Annotated in this window: 20 protein-coding genes; 12 read left to right on the top strand and 8 right to left on the bottom strand. The window is 40.4% G+C overall.

Annotation, left to right across the window (positions count from 1 at the left end; genetic code table 11):
* Positions 1–9: 9 nt before the first annotated feature.
* Positions 10–489 carry a nucleoside 2-deoxyribosyltransferase gene (locus ACPBEH_RS00570; RefSeq protein WP_424349349.1) on the top strand — a complete coding sequence of 160 codons (480 nt, stop codon included), beginning with the start codon at positions 10–12 and terminating at the stop codon, positions 487–489.
* A 52-nt stretch (positions 490–541) separates the two neighbouring features.
* On the opposite strand, the gene ACPBEH_RS00565 is transcribed toward ACPBEH_RS00570, so the two are convergent.
* Positions 542–1,915 (bottom strand): glycoside hydrolase family 1 protein, encoded by a 1,374-nt coding sequence (locus tag ACPBEH_RS00565; RefSeq protein ID WP_424349348.1) that lies wholly within the window; start codon positions 1,913–1,915, stop codon positions 542–544.
* Between the two features lie 350 nt (positions 1,916–2,265).
* The gene (locus ACPBEH_RS00560) at positions 2,266–2,985 is read right to left on the bottom strand and encodes an MIP/aquaporin family protein (RefSeq protein ID WP_016265287.1); all 720 of its coding nucleotides are present in this window, start codon (positions 2,983–2,985) and stop codon (positions 2,266–2,268) included.
* 216 nt (positions 2,986–3,201) lie between these two features.
* On the opposite strand from ACPBEH_RS00560, the gene ACPBEH_RS00555 reads away from it, so the two are divergent.
* The 7 genes from ACPBEH_RS00555 to ACPBEH_RS00525 all read left to right on the top strand — a co-directional run bounded on the left by ACPBEH_RS00555 (position 3,202) and on the right by ACPBEH_RS00525 (position 7,838).
* The gene (locus tag ACPBEH_RS00555) at positions 3,202–3,876 is read left to right on the top strand and encodes a hypothetical protein (protein WP_424349347.1); all 675 of its coding nucleotides are present in this window, start codon (positions 3,202–3,204) and stop codon (positions 3,874–3,876) included.
* A 121-nt stretch (positions 3,877–3,997) separates the two neighbouring features.
* Complete coding sequence (locus tag ACPBEH_RS00550; protein ID WP_424349346.1) at positions 3,998–4,690, top strand: hypothetical protein; 693 nt, start codon at positions 3,998–4,000, stop codon at positions 4,688–4,690.
* A gap of 226 nt (positions 4,691–4,916) precedes the next feature.
* Positions 4,917–5,351, top strand: coding sequence for a universal stress protein (locus ACPBEH_RS00545; protein ID WP_424349345.1), 435 nt, complete (start codon positions 4,917–4,919; stop codon positions 5,349–5,351).
* A 257-nt stretch (positions 5,352–5,608) separates the two neighbouring features.
* The gene (locus tag ACPBEH_RS00540) at positions 5,609–5,752 is read left to right on the top strand and encodes a hypothetical protein (RefSeq protein ID WP_424349344.1); all 144 of its coding nucleotides are present in this window, start codon (positions 5,609–5,611) and stop codon (positions 5,750–5,752) included.
* Between the two features lie 364 nt (positions 5,753–6,116).
* On the top strand, positions 6,117–6,752 hold the full coding sequence (locus ACPBEH_RS00535; RefSeq protein WP_424349343.1) for a C39 family peptidase: 636 nt from the start codon (positions 6,117–6,119) through the stop codon (positions 6,750–6,752).
* Between the two features lie 21 nt (positions 6,753–6,773).
* Positions 6,774–7,505: a hypothetical protein gene (locus ACPBEH_RS00530; RefSeq protein WP_424349342.1), complete on the top strand. Its 732-nt coding sequence runs from the start codon at positions 6,774–6,776 to the stop codon at positions 7,503–7,505.
* Between the two features lie 21 nt (positions 7,506–7,526).
* Entirely contained in the window at positions 7,527–7,838 is a 312-nt protein-coding gene (locus ACPBEH_RS00525; RefSeq protein WP_424349341.1) for a hypothetical protein, read from the top strand.
* 113 nt (positions 7,839–7,951) lie between these two features.
* Here ACPBEH_RS00525 and ACPBEH_RS00520 read toward each other — a convergent pair whose 3' ends face one another.
* Complete coding sequence (locus ACPBEH_RS00520; RefSeq protein WP_424349340.1) at positions 7,952–9,298, bottom strand: glucose-6-phosphate isomerase; 1,347 nt, start codon at positions 9,296–9,298, stop codon at positions 7,952–7,954.
* A 548-nt stretch (positions 9,299–9,846) separates the two neighbouring features.
* On the opposite strand from ACPBEH_RS00520, the gene trpX reads away from it, so the two are divergent.
* From trpX to spxB, 4 genes are all read left to right on the top strand, one after another.
* Positions 9,847–10,848 (top strand): tryptophan ABC transporter substrate-binding protein, encoded by a 1,002-nt coding sequence (trpX, locus tag ACPBEH_RS00515; RefSeq protein ID WP_424349339.1) that lies wholly within the window; start codon positions 9,847–9,849, stop codon positions 10,846–10,848.
* Positions 10,845–11,708 carry an ABC transporter permease gene (locus ACPBEH_RS00510; RefSeq protein ID WP_424349338.1) on the top strand — a complete coding sequence of 288 codons (864 nt, stop codon included), beginning with the start codon at positions 10,845–10,847 and terminating at the stop codon, positions 11,706–11,708. The genes trpX and ACPBEH_RS00510 overlap by 4 nt, the downstream gene beginning before the upstream one ends.
* Entirely contained in the window at positions 11,705–12,463 is a 759-nt protein-coding gene (locus tag ACPBEH_RS00505) for an ABC transporter ATP-binding protein (protein WP_424349337.1), read from the top strand. Before ACPBEH_RS00510 ends, ACPBEH_RS00505 begins: the two co-directional genes overlap by 4 nt.
* A 204-nt stretch (positions 12,464–12,667) precedes the next feature.
* Positions 12,668–14,503, top strand: a complete 1,836-nt coding sequence (spxB, locus tag ACPBEH_RS00500; protein ID WP_424349336.1) for a pyruvate oxidase — start codon at positions 12,668–12,670, stop codon at positions 14,501–14,503.
* Between the two features lie 53 nt (positions 14,504–14,556).
* Here spxB and pnuC read toward each other — a convergent pair whose 3' ends face one another.
* From pnuC to ACPBEH_RS00475, 5 genes are all read right to left on the bottom strand, one after another.
* Complete coding sequence (pnuC, locus tag ACPBEH_RS00495; protein ID WP_424349335.1) at positions 14,557–15,315, bottom strand: nicotinamide riboside transporter PnuC; 759 nt, start codon at positions 15,313–15,315, stop codon at positions 14,557–14,559.
* Between the two features lie 304 nt (positions 15,316–15,619).
* Complete coding sequence (locus ACPBEH_RS00490; protein WP_424349334.1) at positions 15,620–15,940, bottom strand: carboxymuconolactone decarboxylase family protein; 321 nt, start codon at positions 15,938–15,940, stop codon at positions 15,620–15,622.
* Positions 15,941–15,954: 14 nt separating this feature from the next.
* Positions 15,955–16,368 (bottom strand): cupin domain-containing protein, encoded by a 414-nt coding sequence (locus ACPBEH_RS00485; RefSeq protein WP_424349333.1) that lies wholly within the window; start codon positions 16,366–16,368, stop codon positions 15,955–15,957.
* Positions 16,369–16,386: 18 nt separating this feature from the next.
* Positions 16,387–16,806: a MerR family transcriptional regulator gene (locus tag ACPBEH_RS00480; RefSeq protein ID WP_424349332.1), complete on the bottom strand. Its 420-nt coding sequence runs from the start codon at positions 16,804–16,806 to the stop codon at positions 16,387–16,389.
* A gap of 15 nt (positions 16,807–16,821) precedes the next feature.
* Positions 16,822–17,460, bottom strand: a complete 639-nt coding sequence (locus ACPBEH_RS00475) for an NAD(P)H-binding protein (protein WP_424349331.1) — start codon at positions 17,458–17,460, stop codon at positions 16,822–16,824.
* Positions 17,461–17,607 lie beyond the last annotated feature (147 nt).

The raw sequence follows: 17,607 nt of genomic DNA, 5'->3' as shown, positions 1-17,607 counted from the left end.
GCGGCTCTTATGTCTACCAACAAAAAAATCTATCTCGCAGGTCCTTTTTTTAGCCCCGAACAAATTGAAAGGCTTGATAAAGTTGCGGCCCTTCTAGCGCAAAATCCAACAATTGAAACGGAAGCAATCTTCCGCCCTAATGAACATACCTATTCAGCTGCTGAATTTGGTAGTTTCGAATGGCAAACTGCGACCTTTGGTTTTGATATTCGCCAAATTGATCAAGCAGATGTCGTTGTAGCAGTATTAGATTATCAAACCGAATCTGGTCAATTCGAACCCGACTCCGGTACGATGTGGGAATGTGGCTACGCCTTCGCTCACAACAAACCCGTTGTTTTAGTGCGTTACAAAGATGATTTACCAATTAATTTAATGTTATCTGGTAGCGCGACGGCCGTCTTCAACGGCGAAGCTGATCTTGCTAATCTAGCAACTTACGACTTTGGTACGCTTCAAACTAAATACGTTGCAACTAAAATTTATTAATCAAAAAATGTCTCGCTAAACCATCATTAGGTCTAGCGAGACATTTTTTTAATTAAAACCCGTTATTTTCTGTTAATTGACGATACCAATGACCACTTTTTTTCATAGTCCGTTGTGCATTATGCTCTAAATCAACACGGAAAAATCCATAACGATTTCTAAACCCGTTTAACCAGGACCAACAATCATTAAACGTCCAAGTATGGTAGCCAAAACAACTACTACCGTCCGCGATGGCACGATGTAATTGGCGCAAATGCTCCTGCATGAACTCAATGCGGTAATCATCTTGAACCTCACCGTCTGCAGCCATAAACCGCTCCTCGTCTGCAACCCCCATGCCATTTTCAGAAACATACCACGGGATATTTTGGTAATCGTTTTTCATCATCATCGCAACATCATACAGGGCTTCTGGATAAATCTCCCAACCACGATATGGATTAATCCGCCGTTCCGGCCAAACGTAATTCGTATAGAGATCATCAGTCGTCAAGGCTGGGAAGTGCGGATTAGTTGGTGCTTGCACTCGCAATGGTTGATAATAATTAACACCAATGAAATCAACGCGGTTAGCCGCTAATAAATCTTGGTCTCCGGCTTCAGTAACAGGTGTCAATTGATGTTCTGCCAACAATGTTATCAAAGCAGGTGGCACCTGACCTAGCACTGTTGGTTCTAAGAAACTTTTGGCCAATAATAAATCCGCTTTTTCCTTAGCTGCGAGATCTTCTGGTGAATCACTCTTGGCATAGGCCGGTGTAATATTTAAAATAATACCAATTTGACCGTCTGGTTTCACTTTTCTAAATTCAGCAACTGCCGCGGCGTGTGCTAGCAAAGTATGATAACCCACTTGAACAGCTTTTTTAAAGTCAACAATATCCGGATAATGATAACCCGTTAAGTAACCACACTCAATATGAACAATTGGCTCATTAAAAGTTGTCCAACGATCCACTAAGTCACCAAATAGTTCAAACGCTGTTTTAGCATATTGCGCAAAAGCCGTTACTGATTCGCGATTCTCCCAACCACCCTTTTCCATTAACCACCAAGGCATGTCAAAATGGAATAAATTAATGATTGGTGTAATGTTGGCAGCCTTCAAACGTTTAAAATAATCCCGGTAAAAAGCGACCGCTTCCGGATTGACATGTTCACCATCGGGCATCAAGCGCGTCCAGGCAATTGAAGTTCGAAATGAATTCAAACCAATCTTTTGCATGTTTTGGACATCCTCTTGATACAAGCGGTAAGTATCACTAGCTGAATCAGGCCCCTGATCGCCGTTAAACTTCTCAGGGTGCATTTCAAACCATTTGTCCCACGTTGAGGCGGACTTACCGTAGTTAAGCGCATAGCCCTCTGATTGGGGTGCTGACGTGGCTGCGCCCCACATAAAATATTCTGGAAATTTGATCATTGACTCTTCTCCTTCAAAATGTAATCGGCACCATTTGTTATAACTTTATTGTAGCATGCCTTGTTTTAGGTTTCACTAAATAACTAATCGCTAATCAGACGGGTTTGCAATCGCTATCATCACTTCATTTTACCATTTATCATTATTTTTTATACATTTTTTATGTTTTATGCGTAATTTACTTTAAATTTAGTAGCATTTATGATATATTTTAGCAGGAATGATTAATACTCCCCCAAGTAAGATCATTTCGATACTCATAAGGTACCCGGCTTACTCTCTTCCCCAATTAGAGTTTATGCCGGGTATTTTTGTGCAAAAAAAATAGCCCTCGCGGACTATTTTGATCATTATGCAAAAATAATTTGATAGATTCCTGCACCACAGATTGCGCCGATAATTGGTGCAACGACTGGTACCCAAGCATAACTCCATTGTGAGTCGCCTTTGTTCTTAAGTGGTGTTAACATATGCACCAAACGTGGGCCTAAATCACGAGCTGGGTTCAAGGCAGGACCAGTTGGGCCACCTAATGAAGCAACCAATGTCATAACCAATAAACCAACAACGATATGTCCGGCAGCGCCAAACTTACCAGCACCAATTGCTAAAGCACCGAAAACTAAGATAAATGTCCCCAGGAATTCGTTAACGAAACCATTCATACGGCTATGAGCAGCATCGATTGTCACGAATGAACCCAAGATACCTTCTTGGTTTGTTGTGCGATCGTAATATGGTTTGTAAGCTGCAACCAATAATAATTGGCCAACCATTGCGCCTAAGAATTGAACAATGATGTATGGTAATACGTTTTCCCATGGGAATAAGCCCATCACTGCAAAACTTAATGTAACAGCTGGATTAAGATGGTTACCAGAAATGCTACCAAACATAACGGCGGGAATCATAACCCCACAACCATATCCAAAAGCGATTAAAAACCAATCACTACTAAAACCTTTTGTTCCTTTTAATTCAACGTTGGCTACTGCCCCGTTACCAAAAATAATCATAATTGCAGTTCCAATAAATTCGGCAGCCAAACGGGTTGTCAAAGAAGCATCCACTACTATTTCCTCCTAATGTTAACATAAGTATATATATCATGATACGTGATAATTTTCAGAAAAACAATTAGGATTTATAATTAAAGCCCTTTTATGAAAAAAATCGTCTTTTTTTCACATAATTCTATTAAAAATACCTTGCTTAAATTGTGTAAAATGGGATAATATTCATTGGTTAACCATGTTAACGCTGATTATCTAATTGGAGGTCACTTTATGAACTTAATGTTAGCCGTCATTCTCTATTTCGGCTTAGCCATCTTCGGATTGGGCTTATTACTACTCTTGTTCCTTCTCATCTTTAAAAAAAGCATTAAAGCCGCGTTAATTATTTCATTAATTGGTTTACTTGTCGCAGCCGCACCTGTTGGGTATCAATATTATCTAACTCAAAAGGCCGCTCATGAAGCACAAGTTAAACTTGAAAAACGCGAGAAAAACTTTAATAAACATGAACGTCAATTCTTAAAACATATCAAGCAAGCCACAGCTTCCACTGAATATGTTGCCCAAAAGTACACTGCTACTTGGGAAACGCTCATTAAAGACGGTTCTGTTACAATCGGTGATTCAACTTATACCGATAACGAAAACGCAATTGCCGGCGAAGGTCGTCTACTAGTTGCTAAGGGTAAACTGGATGACGCTGATAATTATTACGCCATTGCGCAAACTGATTATGAGAGCATGAAAGACTATAAGACAAGTCATAACAAGGAACGCCTTGTTTACGCTAAAAATGTTTTGGAAAAAACAAACGCCTTTATTTTAGCCGCAACTCGTCCTAACAGTACTTATCAAGATTATGCAGATGACATCTACAAAACCAATAAACGGCACGTCCGTGCGATTGATCAGCTAAAAAATGCCCGTTCGACCGATATCAATTAGCGTCACTGAGAATCATTTTTGAATTTAAGCACCGACAGTTTTGTCCGATAAAATAAAATGCTGGGGAGCATTTTATTTTTGAACTTGTGGTTAACCCCATTATATTTTGGAGGGTGAAAAAATGCGTCGAATAAAATTACTGAGTTTGTTAATGAGTCTTCTTTTACTACTAACTGCTTGCGGCAATCCCGTAGCAGTTAAGCTCCACGAAAATGGGAGCGGGTTCAATGCGACCGTCACTGGGAAAACTAAGAAAAAGCGGGTCTACTGGCAAATTGGTGATCAAACCCACTCTGTAAAAGTAACTGATGGCACTTTTGAAGTTGATATTCCCTATAAAGCCAAAGAATATCGCGTCACATTCGCCGATAACGAACAACTTAATAATCCAACATACTTGCAGGGACCTGCTGCAACACCAATTACAAAATGGTCAACTTTCATCGCACGCTATAATCCGTTAGCACGTCAAAAGAATTTAGGTGTTTTTGATGCCAAATCAATCGAAGGCATTCGTTCCGACCAAATTGATGATCATAATGTAATTTCTATCAATGCTAGTGACGGTCAAATCTTAGGTATTTCCGTTAAATCGCTAGATGCCAAGAACAACCTCGTCTTTAAAAACTATTTGGAATCTTTCACCGCTAGTCTTGGCACCAATAACAAGCAAGTTACAGCGCTCGTAAAACAGTCGTTCAACCGACCTAATAAGCTTTTACAATTAACGACTAAAAAGATTCGCTATTCAATCGTCACGACTACCAACCAAAAGCATAAAATGACCCAGCTTGCCATTACACATGCTGAATAGAACAATAAAAAAGACCTGAAGTTGACAATCTTCAGGTCTTTTTTATTTAATTAAATTATATAAGTAGTTTTTAATTTCGGGAGAAATTATTCACAAGTTCAGTATAACTCATCTCCAGAATCACGTAAACGATCGGTCAAGCACAACTTAATACCATCAAATCAAATTAGCAGAAAAAGCTAATCCATTGTGTTATATTTAAGTTATTAAGAAGGAGGTTTTTATCATGTTAGAATATCATAATATTTTAGTTGGATTAGACGGTTCAGAATTAGCTGATAAGGCGCTTAAACAGGCGATTGAAGTGGCTAAGCGTAATCATGCCAAACTTTTTATTGCTCAGATTATTCCAGATGAAGTCTCTGTCAGCACAAGCATCACATACCCCGCTTCTTCCCTAGAAGCAGAACGAAAATCAACGAAGCTCTACTTAGAAGAAAAAGCCAAGGAAGCTAAAGATCAAGGCGTTGAAGACGTCCAAACTATTTTCAAGGTTGGTTCACCCCGTCGTGAATTAGCCGTCACCATCCCACAAGAAGCCGATATTGATTTAACGATTGTTGGGGTTAGTGGTAAAGGCGCCATTGAACGACTACTCATCGGTTCAGTTGCACAGTTCATTAGTATCCATTCCACAACAAACGTTTTATTGGTTAAATAAAGCGAACGGGCCTTTAAAATTCGGTAAAGATTACTTTAGTGACTAACCGATCCCTAAAACGGGTATCATTCGGATTTAATCTACATCAAACGTTATTAGCGCGTAGCGTTATCAATTTTGTTCGTTTTTCAAGCATCATTAACAATGAATATTTGATAATCGATTGTCTATTTCGACCTTGCTAATGTTAATAATTGTTATATAATGAAGGCTAAATCCCCTCTTAACAACTATATTTCAAGTAAGGAGTGTTATACGTGGCATTTGATATTACTAAACTTTCGGATCAGCACCTCAAGGCCGCGTGGCACAAACATCGAAAACAAATCTTATCGACATTGATGCATCCCGCAACCTGGTTTGATCAAATTAATCGCCTTTTGATGGCCTTTTTTAAATAAACAGTAAGCGTCTAGTGCTAAACAACATTTTGTTTAACGCTAGACGCTTTACTTTTGTCGTCATCAATGGTTGTCCCCCATACAAAATGGTATACTGCTATATAAGAAGGCTTTTACAATATTGAAAGTGAGGCTTTTTTTATGTTGGCAATCTTATTAGTGATTTGCGAAATCTTTATTAGTACGGCCCTTATTTTATGGACCAAGCACACTTGGAACTTACCGATTCTATTAATGGGTGGCGGCCTTATTTTATTGGCACTCTTCACTCAAATGTGGTGGCAAGTTTTGTGTATCAGTTTACTCATAACTAGCTATGAACTGCTTATCTATTACTATCACCTATAGCAAGGAGCACTTATCTTTGAAACTCAAAAAAAAGCATCGTCTAAGACTAATAGGATTACTACTGATTGTTGGCATCGGCTTATTGATTGTTCAAGCTCAGTTCGGTAATCCCTTGTTAAAAATGCAAGACGCTCAATCTGCGCAAGATATTACTAAGAAACCTAAAAAGGTGCTGTTAGATATCGCACCCATTTCACAATTTCCAGAATTACCAACTGGCTGCGAAATCACGGCCGTCGCAATGTTAATGTCCTATAAGGATGTTGACCTGCCCAAAACAGCTATCCCAGAATTGATTCCTTACACAACCACTGGTGATATGGAAACCGGCTTTTGGGGGAATCCTTTTGATGATTCCGGCTATACCATGTACCCACCTGCTTGGGCCGATCTATTCGACCAATATCTGGGGAGCTTCACCGATCTTTCTGACGCATCCATATCGAACTTAAAAAAGACTCTTGATCAAAAAAAGCCAATCGTCGCCTGGATCAATTACCACGGCCAACCCGCTCACTCCGTTTTAATCATCGGTTATGATCAAGAACACTTCTTCTTTAACGATCCTTACACTGGGAAGCGTAAGACGATGACATTTAAGACTTTTTGGAAAATTGCGAGTTATCAAGGCCACCGGGCAATGACTTATTAAGTTTAATTGGGAGGATTTATCATGTTAAAGCACCAAACACTAACACTATTATTCGGCACTAGTCTTTTATTACTAACAGCTTGCCAAGCAAAACAACCTAGTACGCACTCAGCAACATCATCCTCAGCTCAACAAAGCTCACAGGTTGCTCATTCAAAATCATCTTCTGCAGAAATGGTTTCTAAAACCACTACTTCCTCGTCAACGACTAGTCATGCCGTACAAGAAACGACTCACTCTTATACCGACAGTCAAAAAGCAGCAATCACCCATGATTTCTTAGAGTGGGCCGGTCAACGTGCTGAAGTTGGTAATATGGCTGTTAGTGACTGGTACTTTGACCATGGTGCTGATGATCCTGGTGATTGGTACGCCGAAACACCGGATGGAAGAATTTTAGTTCAACACGGTGAAGGTGATGGGCGCCACTACCCCATTCAAGCAGTTGGTGGTTGTGTCTTTTACACAGCATTAGATGGCACAACCGGTATCGATTCACAACTATATGATTCCTACGCTAGAAACTATGCTAGCAATATGAACATGAACCGCCCTATTAGTAAATATTTATTAGGCGATAATGGTGTGGTTTACGAACTTAAAACGGGGAATGGGCAACCAACAAACACAACAGACGGTTTCGCATTAGCCCCATTCAGCGGTAGTAGAGATACAACGCCCACACCATTTACCGTTTCACAAGATACGGCGGCTGCACAACAAGAATTAAAATCGTTGTTAGCCGCCTATTAGACACATTTCAAGGAGAATTCAATGAATAATGCAGCTTTATTAGAGTATCTCGAAGCAAACTCACGGGCTCTCGATACCTTTCGCGATAAAAGTCTCGATTATCAAAATGAAAAAAATATGAAACGCCAACCCGCCAAACGTTGGAACGATGCTAAGATTGATCGCGCCGTCGATAAGATGGTTGCCGAATTTATCGCTAGTATTCAACAGAAGATGGCCTTTAACATTCGGGGTGAACATGCCGATGAGTACCAAACGTGGGTCGATTTCATCGAACAAAATGAGGTCTTAGAAGGCCTAGAAGAATCGGTCAATGAAATGACATTTGAATAATGTAAACGAATCAGAGTTAGCTCAGCAATCAGATTGAGCCTAACTCTTTTTTTGCACTAAAAAAGCGACTAAAAATAAATTTTAGTCGCTTTTTCAAAAATATCAGTCTTGAATTATAGACGTTCGTTTAATTCTTTACCAAGTTCTTCGAAGCCAGGTTTGCCAAGTAAAGCAAACATGTTCTTCTTGTAAGCTTCAACACCAGGTTGGTTGAATGGGTTAATACCATTCAAGTAACCTGAGATTGAAACTGCTAATTCGAAGAATGTGATCATGTAACCTAATGTGTAGGCTGTTTGATCAGGAATATTAACGGTCATAACAGGAACGCCACCATCAGTATGTGCTAAAACAACACCTTGGTAAGCTTTCTTGTTAACGAAGTCCATTGTGTGGCCTTCTAAGTAACCTAAACCATCTAAGTTTTGTTCGTCGGCTGGGATGTCAATGTCGCTGTTAGGTTTTTCAACGTTAACAACAGTTTCCATCAAGTTACGACGACCTTCTTGGATGTATTGACCTAATGAATGTAAGTCAGTTGAGAAGTTAGCGCTTGAAGGGTAGATACCTTTTTGGTCTTTACCTTCAGATTCGCCCATCAATTGCTTCCACCATTCTGAGAAGTATTGCAATGTTGGTTCGTAGTTTTCTAATAATTCAGTTGTGTAACCCTTACGGTATAAGATGTTACGTAATGCAGCGTATTTGTATGCATCATTCTTAGTAACGTCTGTATCTGTATATTCTAAGCGTGCGTCAGCGGCACCCTTCATTAATTGATCAATATCGCCACCAGCAACGGCAATTGGTAATAAACCAACAGCTGTTAATACTGAGAAACGACCACCGATATCATCAGGCACAACAAATTCTGCATAGCCTTCTGCATCTGATTCAGTCTTCAAAGCACCTTTAGCGCGGTCAGTTGTTGCGTAGATCCGGCTCTTAGCTTCTTCTTTACCATATTTCTTGATTAACTTATCTTTTAAGACACGGAAAGCAATTGAAGGTTCCGTTGTTGTTCCTGATTTTGAGATAACGTTGATTGAGAAATCGCGGTCACCAATCAAGTTAACTAAGTCTGATAAGTAGCTTGAACTAATTGAGTTCCCAGCGAATAAAACTTGTGGGAAATCGCGTTGTTCTGCTGGTAGCATGTTGTAGAACGTGTTGTTTAAGAAATCAATTGCAGCTTTAGCGCCGAGGTATGAACCACCGATACCAATTGCAACGAAGATTTCTGAATCGCTCTTAATCTTAGCAGCAGCTTCTTTAATCCGTGCAAATTCATCTTTGTCGTAATTAACTGGTAAATCTAAGAAGCCACGGAAATCGTTGCCTGCGCCAGTTCCTTCACGTAATTGTGAATCTGCAGCATTAACCATTGCTTGCATTTCTGCAAGTTCGTTTGATTGAACAAATTTGTCCAAACGTGATGCATCAAATGAAATATGTGCCATAGTAGTCTATTCCTCCTGTTTTTAAAACACAAGTATACTTAATAACTTTAGCTTTTTTAAGGCTAAAATGCAAGCCAGATTCCCCCCTTTTTCACGCAAGTTTTGGTTTCTTTTCAGAATTTATTTTCTTAAAGGCCTTGACTTCATTCTGGCAAGCCGCTATACTTTTCAACATCAAATAAAACGGAGGTTACTGAACATGACAAACACTCACTTAGTACAATTGAATATTCGTTGGCAAAGCCGCTAAGTGAGATTGTATACCGTCGTGGGATACAGTCTTTTGATTGTATCCATGCGGCCATTCATCAGTAATCGATTGAATTTTAAGCCTACATGGATTTTACTCGAGGAAATCCATGTAGGCTTTTTCTGTCCCCTACATGACTATGTGGGGGACTTTTTTATTTGAGAAATAAGTGCGTTCAGCCTGGTTATACTTTGAGGAGTAGCCTAGTCCAGTGAATGAACGATGTAATCGTTCGTTTGCGGGACGTAGCTAACCGCAGAAGTATGGGCTGAAAAGCACGTTAAAGGAGCTTTCGTCAATGTCTAAACTAAAACGTTTTTTACCACTCATCTTAATTTTCGGTAGTTTACTCACACTACTAGGCATCAAAAAAATCAAAGAAGCCCACCAACCTGATTTGCCAATCGTTGGTATTTTACAGCCCTTATCCCATCCCGCACTTGACGAAATCCACCGCGGCATTGTCGCAGGTTTAGCGAGTGCCGGCTATCATAATCATCAAAATATTAAAATTGATTTTCAAAACGCACAAAACGATCAAAGTAACCTGCGTCTAATGAGCAACCGGTTTGTCACCGAAAAAGCTAAGGTCACTATCGGTATTGCCACACCGGCCGCCCAAAGCCTGGCTAACGCAACAAAACAACTCCCAATTATCCTAGGGGCCGTTACTGATCCAGCGAGTGCCAACCTCGTTCAAAATAATCAACATCCCGGTGCCAATATCACCGGTGTTTCCGATCAAGCACCCATTCAAAAACAACTCGATTTAATGCAAGCCATCATGCCGCAGCTCAAAACCGTTGGTATCTTATATTCTAGCAGTGATAACTCGGCAACAAGTCAAATGCACCTATTCAAGCAACTCGCTGAACAAAAAGGCCTTCAAGTCGTTGATGCGAGCCTTAGTTCCGTCAACGATCTTGAACAGGTCAGCCAAAATCTAGCCCCTAAAGTTGACGCAATTTACGTACCGACCGATAACACAATTGCCAGTGCGATGGGCACACTTGTCCACGTTACCGATAAAACTAAAACACCAGTCTTTCCTTCGGCTGAAACGATGGTTAAAGACGGCGGGCTTGCCACTGTTGGCTTGAGTCAATATGATTTGGGCGTTGAAACCGGCAAAATGGCCGCTGCCGTTTTAAGCGGTCGTTCAAAACCCGCTTCAACACCCATTCGCTATTTACGTAAAGGCCACCTTGTCTTAAATCTCAAAAAGGCCAAAGACTTACACATCACCATTCCTCAAAATCTTGTCAAAACCGCTAAAGAAAAAGGAGCGATTATCAAATGAGCCTCATTATTTCAACCATCGACCAAGGATTATTATGGAGTTTACTTAGTTTAGGGGTCTTCATTACCTTCCGGATTCTCAAATTTCCTGATATGACTGTCGAAGGTAGCTTCCCACTAGGCGCGGCATTAAGTGCCGTCATGCTACAACAACACAACATTGCCCTTTCGCTACTCGTTGCCTTTGTTGGCGGTTGTCTTGCCGGATTAGTCACCGCTATCTTATACAATTATTTTCACGTTCAGAGCCTCTTAGCCGGTATCTTGACGCTAACCGGTCTTTATTCGGTTAACTTACGTATTTTGGGCCAAGCAAATCTTGCAATCGGTGACCAACATAATCTCTACCAATTGCCTTTTTTACAACAATTAACTGTCGATCAACGGCTACTAATTTTGAACCTCATCATTATTGTCGTGGCGATGTTGGCCCTTGCCTTATTACTCTATACTGAATTCGGGCAAGCACTCATTGCCGCTGGTGATAATCCGACAATGGCACTTTCTCAAGGCATCGCCGTCAAACGGACTAAGACAATCGGAATCGTCCTTTCTAATGGTCTCATCGCTTTAGCAGGGGGCTTAGTCGCCCAATATAACGGCTTTGCAGACGTTAATATGGGCATCGGCGTGATGGTCATTGGTTTATCCGCCATCATCATTGGTGAACGACTATTGGTTGGTCGCCACTTCATCTCTAAATTAATCAGCATTATTCTTGGGAGTATCGTCTACCGTTTAATCTTATTGTTGGTTCTCCAACTTGGCTTTAACGCTAATGATTTCAAACTATTCTCAGCTGTTATCCTCGCCATCTTCATCATTGCACCGCAACAAAAGAAAGGAATGACCACTAAATGACGCCTCGTATGACTTTAAACCAAATAAGTTATCAAATCACTGATGACAATGACCAAAAACAATTACTCGACCAGTTAAGCCTCGACATCAACCCCGGAGAATTCGTTGTGCTACTGGGGGCCAATGGTGCTGGTAAATCAACCTTTTTCAACACTGTTGCTGGTGATTTAACGCCAACTAGTGGTCAAATTATTTTTAATGGCCAAGAGATTACCAAGCAATCTGCCCAACAGCGGACACGTTTAATTAGTCGCGTTTATCAAGATCCCAAACTAGGGACGGCCGCTGATATGACCGTCGCCGAAAACATCCTATTGGCCATGCGCCGTGGACAACGCCGCCGTTTGTTGCCCCGTCGCCTAAAACAGCAATTACCAAAAATTAAGGCCCTCGCCAAAACGTTACCCAACCATCTAGAACAACAGCTTAATCGACCAGTCAGTGCCTTATCTGGTGGACAACGCCAAACCCTAAACTTCTTGATGGCAACGATTCAAAAACCCGAATTGCTACTATTGGATGAGCATACATCGGCCTTAGACGCCGTTTCAAGCCAGGCATTGATGACTTTTACAGATCAAACCATTCGGGAAAATCAACTCACCTGTTTGATGATTACCCATGATTTGGAAGATGCCCTCCGTTATGGTAACCGACTTTTAGTGCTAAAAGCCGGTCAATTAATCGCTGATTTTGACGCAGTGGCAAAACAACAACTAACAACTGAAACACTCCTCAATTATCTTAATGCCTAAAAAAATAACAAGTATTCCTAGCGCTGACTAATGCTCAGAAGACGGGATACTTGTTATTTTATTTTCTCAAACTACCAGTAATCAGTTCAGTCTATTGATAAAATAAGCGAAACGCTTGTAATCGATTTCAACGTGTGCTAAATTATATGTCATAAGGTTGCACACAACCTAAATAGTTAATTCACTTAAAGGAGTTCTTTTACTATGACTGGTACAAATACTGAAATACAAAAAACTATTCCAGCAAGCGTTGCAATGCTTCGTGTTCTTGAATCTTGGGGAGTTGACCACGTTTTTGGTTATCCTGGTGGCTCATTTAATTCAACAATGCGTGCGTTAACGATCGAACAAGATCGACTTAAATATATCCAAGTGCGTCACGAACAAGTTGGTGCACTTGCTGCCGCTGCTGATGCTAAATTAACGGGTAAAATTGGGGTTGCTTTTGGTTCTGCTGGTCCTGGTGCAACAAACCTTTTAACAGGTTTATATGATGCTAAAGAAGATCACGCACCTGTTTTAGCATTAATTGGCCAAGTCCCAAGTACGAATATGAACTACAATTACTTCCAAGAATTTAATGAAAACCCAATGTTTGATGACGTTTCTGTTTATAACCGACTCGTTATGACGCCAGAAAGTCTACCATATGTCGTTGATAAGGCTATCCGTGAAGCTTATAAACACAAGGGTGTCGCAGTTGTCATCATTCCTAATAACTTTGGTTACGTTGAAATTCCAGACACACCATACAGCTCAAGCTCACCAACAGATCGTAAACAAGTTGCCGGCCCTGCTGCGACTGACGAAGAAGTTGATCAATTCTTGGCAATGGTTAAAGACGCAAAACGCCCTGTAATCCACGTCGGTCGTGGGATTAAAGATGGCGGCGACAAACTCGTTGAACTATCAAAGAAATTACAAATTCCAATCGTCATGACTGGTCTTGCAAAAGGCTTAGTGCCTGATAGTTATGAAGGTAACTTAGGGATGGCTAACCGGGCTGCTTCAAAGGCGGCCGATGAAATCATGGCCGTCAGTGATCTTGTGATTGCCATCGGTGCTGACTTCCCATTTGCCAACTTAATTTACCGGACACATGACTTCAAGTTCATCCAAATCGATAACGATGAAGCACAATTTGGCCGTCATCATTTCTTAGACTTTGGTATCTGGTCAGATGCAACCACTTTTGTTGAAAAAGTAATTGCGCGTAGTCAAGCTGCTGCACCAAGTCCATTCTTCAAAGCTGCTGTTGCTGACATGAAGAACTGGCAAGCTTATCTTGATGACTTAACCAACCGGCCATCTGATCCACTTGAATTTGAACCAATCTATAAAGAAATCAACCGGATTGCTGAACCAGATGCTGTCTTCTCAATCGACGTTGGTGATAATATTATCAATAGTTTCCGCCACTTAAACTTAACACCTAAGAATAAATGGGTGATTTCAGCCCTCTTTGCTTCAATGGGCTCAGGTGTCCCTGGTGCCTTAGCTGGTCAACTCAGCTACCCAGACCGTCAAGTCTTCAATATTGCTGGTGATGGTGCCTTTTCAATGGTGATGCAAGATTTAATTACCGAAAAGAAATATCAATTGCCAATCATCAATATCATCACTTCTAATGCCTCATTAAACTTCATTAAGAGTGAACAAGATGATTTACCAATGGATTACTCAGGAATCTTCATCGAAGATCAAGACTTCGCAATGATTGCTCAAGCAATGGGCGTTGAATCAATCACAGTTCGTTCTTCTAAAGAATTACCTGCCGCTTTTGACAAAGCCCTTGAAGTCACAAAAGCAGGTCGCCCATTCTTAATCGATGCTAAAATTACTGACAAACGTAGTATCCCTGTTGAAGAATTAGAATTAACTATCAAAGATGGCAAGCTAACAGAATCAATTAGCGCAAGCTATGATGCTTCTCGTCCTGCCGGCAAAGAATACAGCGTCGCTGATTTCTTTGCAGAATACGATGGTCAATCACTTAAAACATTGCCAGAGTTATTTGCAGAAAATGGCGTTGAACTCTAATATTTTCAAATTAAAAAGCATCCTAACGCGTGTTAGGATGCTTTTTTGATGCTTTAATTTTCAGTAATCGTTTCTTTTGGATGGAACCAAACAACATTCTTATCGAAAAATGACACTAAATCGTTTGATAAGTACAAGATGTACGTGAAGAATAAAACCCAGTTAGAACCACCTTGCATTGCTGTAATACCCCATAAAGTAATTGAGACAATACTTTGGATAAACCAGAAGTAGTAACTTTCCTTGAAACGTAACGTTGTCAATAACGCACCAGTAAAGCCAACCGAAGCGGCAACACTATCAATCAACGGCCGTGGGCTATCTGTCATATGACTTTCCCAGAGATATAACAACCCTACTGAAGCAGCGAAGAATAATAACGTCAGTACCCAGTTACGAAGACCCTTACCACGACTCGCAAGACCACGGACTTTTTTGTCGACATTTTGTGCCCAATCTGGCATCAATAAGACCGGAATATCTAACATAATAATGTAGACCGTTTGTAATAACATATCATTATAGTTTTTAGCGTTGTAAGCCACAATAATGTAGATTAACGCAGAAATAATCCCAAAAACACCATTTAAGGGTTTTGTATTAGTGATACTAATCGTACATGTAAAACCTAACATGCCCGCAAACATCGTTAAAATTGAAACACTATTAATGGGTCCACCTGAAACTGTGGCAGCTAAAATAAACCCCAAACCAAACATTAATAAGCCATAACTAGCTGTTGTCCAGCCCTTCATTTGTTGGATATACCACTTTGGATTAAATACACTGGCGATTGCACGACTATCTTGCATTGATCAAAAACCCTCTTCATCTCAAATTAGTTATTTATTCGGATTGTCAACACCGTTTCCTATATATTGGTGTATAAAACAAATTAACAACACTATATATAGTACACGCAGGCTTTTAAAATTTAAACTCTTGTATTTAATTTAAAATATGGTAGCTCTCAAACTGTGATTTCTAAGATGCCCGTTAGCACGCTAATGCAAGCGCTGAACTAGGCCAATTAAAAAAGATAGTTACCCACCTTAGCAATTCACTCAAAAAAAGTGTCGCTCAAATTAAATTGAGCGACACTTTTTAAATACTTTTTTAAGCCCGATAAATTGCTTTAGCGGCGTTCATTGCCGACCAAGCTTTTGGCCAGCCGACATAAAAGGCCAGGTGCGTAATGACTTCGACAATTTCTGCCTCGGTAATGCCATTGTCCTTACCGATTTTCAGATGTGCTGGCAGCTGTTCAAAATTACCACCTGAAATTAACGCACTAATTGTAATTAAACTACGTTGGTGCGCCGGTAGTTCTGCTTCTCGTGACCAGACTTGCCCAAATAAAACATCATCATTTAATTCAGCGAACTTAGGTGCAAAGTCACCCAATAAATCGCGGCCTGCCGTTTGTTTTTTTGCCATTTTAAAACCTCCCTTTAGTTTGTTAATGCATCATAATCGGTATCGGAAACAGCTTCTAGCCATTCAGGCGTCCCAGCTGTAATTGCGATGTGGCTAAACCAACTGTCCTTAGTGGCACCATGCCAATGCTTAATGCCGTCTTTAGTGACAATCACATCACCAGGCACCAAATGTTGCGCTGCTTCACCAGCTTCTTGATACCAGCCTTCACCACCAGTGACTAACAAAATTTGATAACCATCATGATGAATGTGCCAGTTATTGCGACAACCTGGTTCAAACGTGACATTGCCAACATTAGCATTCACATCTGGTTCGTTAACCAACATTGATAAATAACTTTGCCCAACAAAGAAGTCTTGGTAAGCCACATTTGGTTCACCCACTGTAAATAATTGTTCTGTTTTTAATTGTTCATTTTTAACCATTTTAATAACCTCACTTTATTATGATTCAAATCGTTGTAAATAGGTCTCAAAGCTTTCTGATTGATCTATCGACTGGTCTAATTTGCCATCATACCAATCAATTTTATGCCCCATAATCGCCAAATTAGCTTGTAATTCAGCGACCTCGGCTTCGGCCCGTGCTTTAACCTGCTGCAATAGCGCCTTGCGCGCCTCAATCGTTGGATCACCTTGAGCTCGCAGTTCAACATAGTTCTGTAATTCGGTAATCCGCATCCCGGTCCCTTTTAGATGGAGGATAAAACCGACCCATTTCACATCCTCTAATGTGTAATAGCGTAACCCGGCTGCATCCCGTTGCGGTTTGATTAAGCCTTGTTCTTCATAATAACGTAACGTGTAGGTTGATAACCCCACTAGGGCCGCAAACTCACCAATTTTATAATGTTTTTCTGCCAAAATAGACGCCTCCTTTTAATAAGCTGGTCGATTGCCGTCCGTATTGGGCTGATTAATCCCCCAACTTGCGCGAATACCAAGGGTTGGTTGATTAATTAAATCTACCACCACCTTGGCGATACTTTGTCGTGAAATAATCGTTCCTTTAAATGGTGTGCCTTTTTCCGTTAATTCATAATCAACAATCGGTTCATCTGTCATATAAGCACACCGTAAAATTGTGTAATCTAATGGCGATTGTTCAACGATTGTTGCCGCTCTACGTGTATCTTCCATGACATCGTGACCTACAGCGCGTTCATTCCACGCACCAAATTCGCCCGGTACTTCATGATAAAGACCCAACCCACTGATATAAATCAACCGTTTGACACCGGTCGCAGTCATCGCTTGAACAACAGTCTTCATTAAGGGTTCAAATTTGCCACCTAAATTAGCATAGATAATATCAATCCCCTTCAAGGCTGACGTTAATCGCGATTGATCTAAAACATCGCCTTCGATAATTGTCACATGCGGATTTGTTTTTAAAGTGGCCAACCGTTCGGAATGCCGTAAATATAAAACTAAATCGTGTTGCTTAGCTGCTAATAATTCTTGAATGACCAGCTGTGCGACTTGGCCTGCCGCACCTAATACTAATATTTTACTCATGATTGACACTCCTTTGCTTCAGTAACTGTAGAATACACCTTCTAGTGGACTATAAGGCAAGCTTATTTTTAAATAACATTTCAATTTTGCACAATTTAAAAGTAATCGGTTGAAGTATCACAAGACGTAGTTTATAATAATTATAAA

Source organism: Latilactobacillus parasakei (assembly GCF_049674265.1).
GTDB lineage: Bacteria > Bacillota > Bacilli > Lactobacillales > Lactobacillaceae > Latilactobacillus > Latilactobacillus sakei.
The sequence above is the reverse complement of the archived record's forward strand: the minus strand, read 5'-3'. Positions and strand labels throughout refer to the sequence as shown.

Bases quoted from the DNA above. Each gene is read 5' to 3' on its own strand.
- ACPBEH_RS00570 (WP_424349349.1), top strand. From the start codon at position 10: ATGTCTACCAACAAAAAAATCTATCTCGCAGGTCCTTTTTTTAGCCCC.
- ACPBEH_RS00565 (WP_424349348.1), bottom strand. From the start codon at position 1,915: ATGATCAAATTTCCAGAATATTTTATGTGGGGCGCAGCCACGTCAGCA.
- ACPBEH_RS00555 (WP_424349347.1), top strand. From the start codon at position 3,202: ATGAACTTAATGTTAGCCGTCATTCTCTATTTCGGCTTAGCCATCTTC.
- ACPBEH_RS00550 (WP_424349346.1), top strand. From the start codon at position 3,998: ATGCGTCGAATAAAATTACTGAGTTTGTTAATGAGTCTTCTTTTACTA.
- ACPBEH_RS00545 (WP_424349345.1), top strand. From the start codon at position 4,917: ATGTTAGAATATCATAATATTTTAGTTGGATTAGACGGTTCAGAATTA.
- ACPBEH_RS00530 (WP_424349342.1), top strand. From the start codon at position 6,774: ATGTTAAAGCACCAAACACTAACACTATTATTCGGCACTAGTCTTTTA.
- ACPBEH_RS00525 (WP_424349341.1), top strand. From the start codon at position 7,527: ATGAATAATGCAGCTTTATTAGAGTATCTCGAAGCAAACTCACGGGCT.
- ACPBEH_RS00520 (WP_424349340.1), bottom strand. From the start codon at position 9,298: ATGGCACATATTTCATTTGATGCATCACGTTTGGACAAATTTGTTCAA.
- trpX (WP_424349339.1), top strand. From the start codon at position 9,847: ATGTCTAAACTAAAACGTTTTTTACCACTCATCTTAATTTTCGGTAGT.
- ACPBEH_RS00510 (WP_424349338.1), top strand. From the start codon at position 10,845: ATGAGCCTCATTATTTCAACCATCGACCAAGGATTATTATGGAGTTTA.
- ACPBEH_RS00505 (WP_424349337.1), top strand. From the start codon at position 11,705: ATGACGCCTCGTATGACTTTAAACCAAATAAGTTATCAAATCACTGAT.
- spxB (WP_424349336.1), top strand. From the start codon at position 12,668: ATGACTGGTACAAATACTGAAATACAAAAAACTATTCCAGCAAGCGTT.
- pnuC (WP_424349335.1), bottom strand. From the start codon at position 15,315: ATGCAAGATAGTCGTGCAATCGCCAGTGTATTTAATCCAAAGTGGTAT.
- ACPBEH_RS00490 (WP_424349334.1), bottom strand. From the start codon at position 15,940: ATGGCAAAAAAACAAACGGCAGGCCGCGATTTATTGGGTGACTTTGCA.
- ACPBEH_RS00485 (WP_424349333.1), bottom strand. From the start codon at position 16,368: ATGGTTAAAAATGAACAATTAAAAACAGAACAATTATTTACAGTGGGT.
- ACPBEH_RS00475 (WP_424349331.1), bottom strand. From the start codon at position 17,460: ATGAGTAAAATATTAGTATTAGGTGCGGCAGGCCAAGTCGCACAGCTG.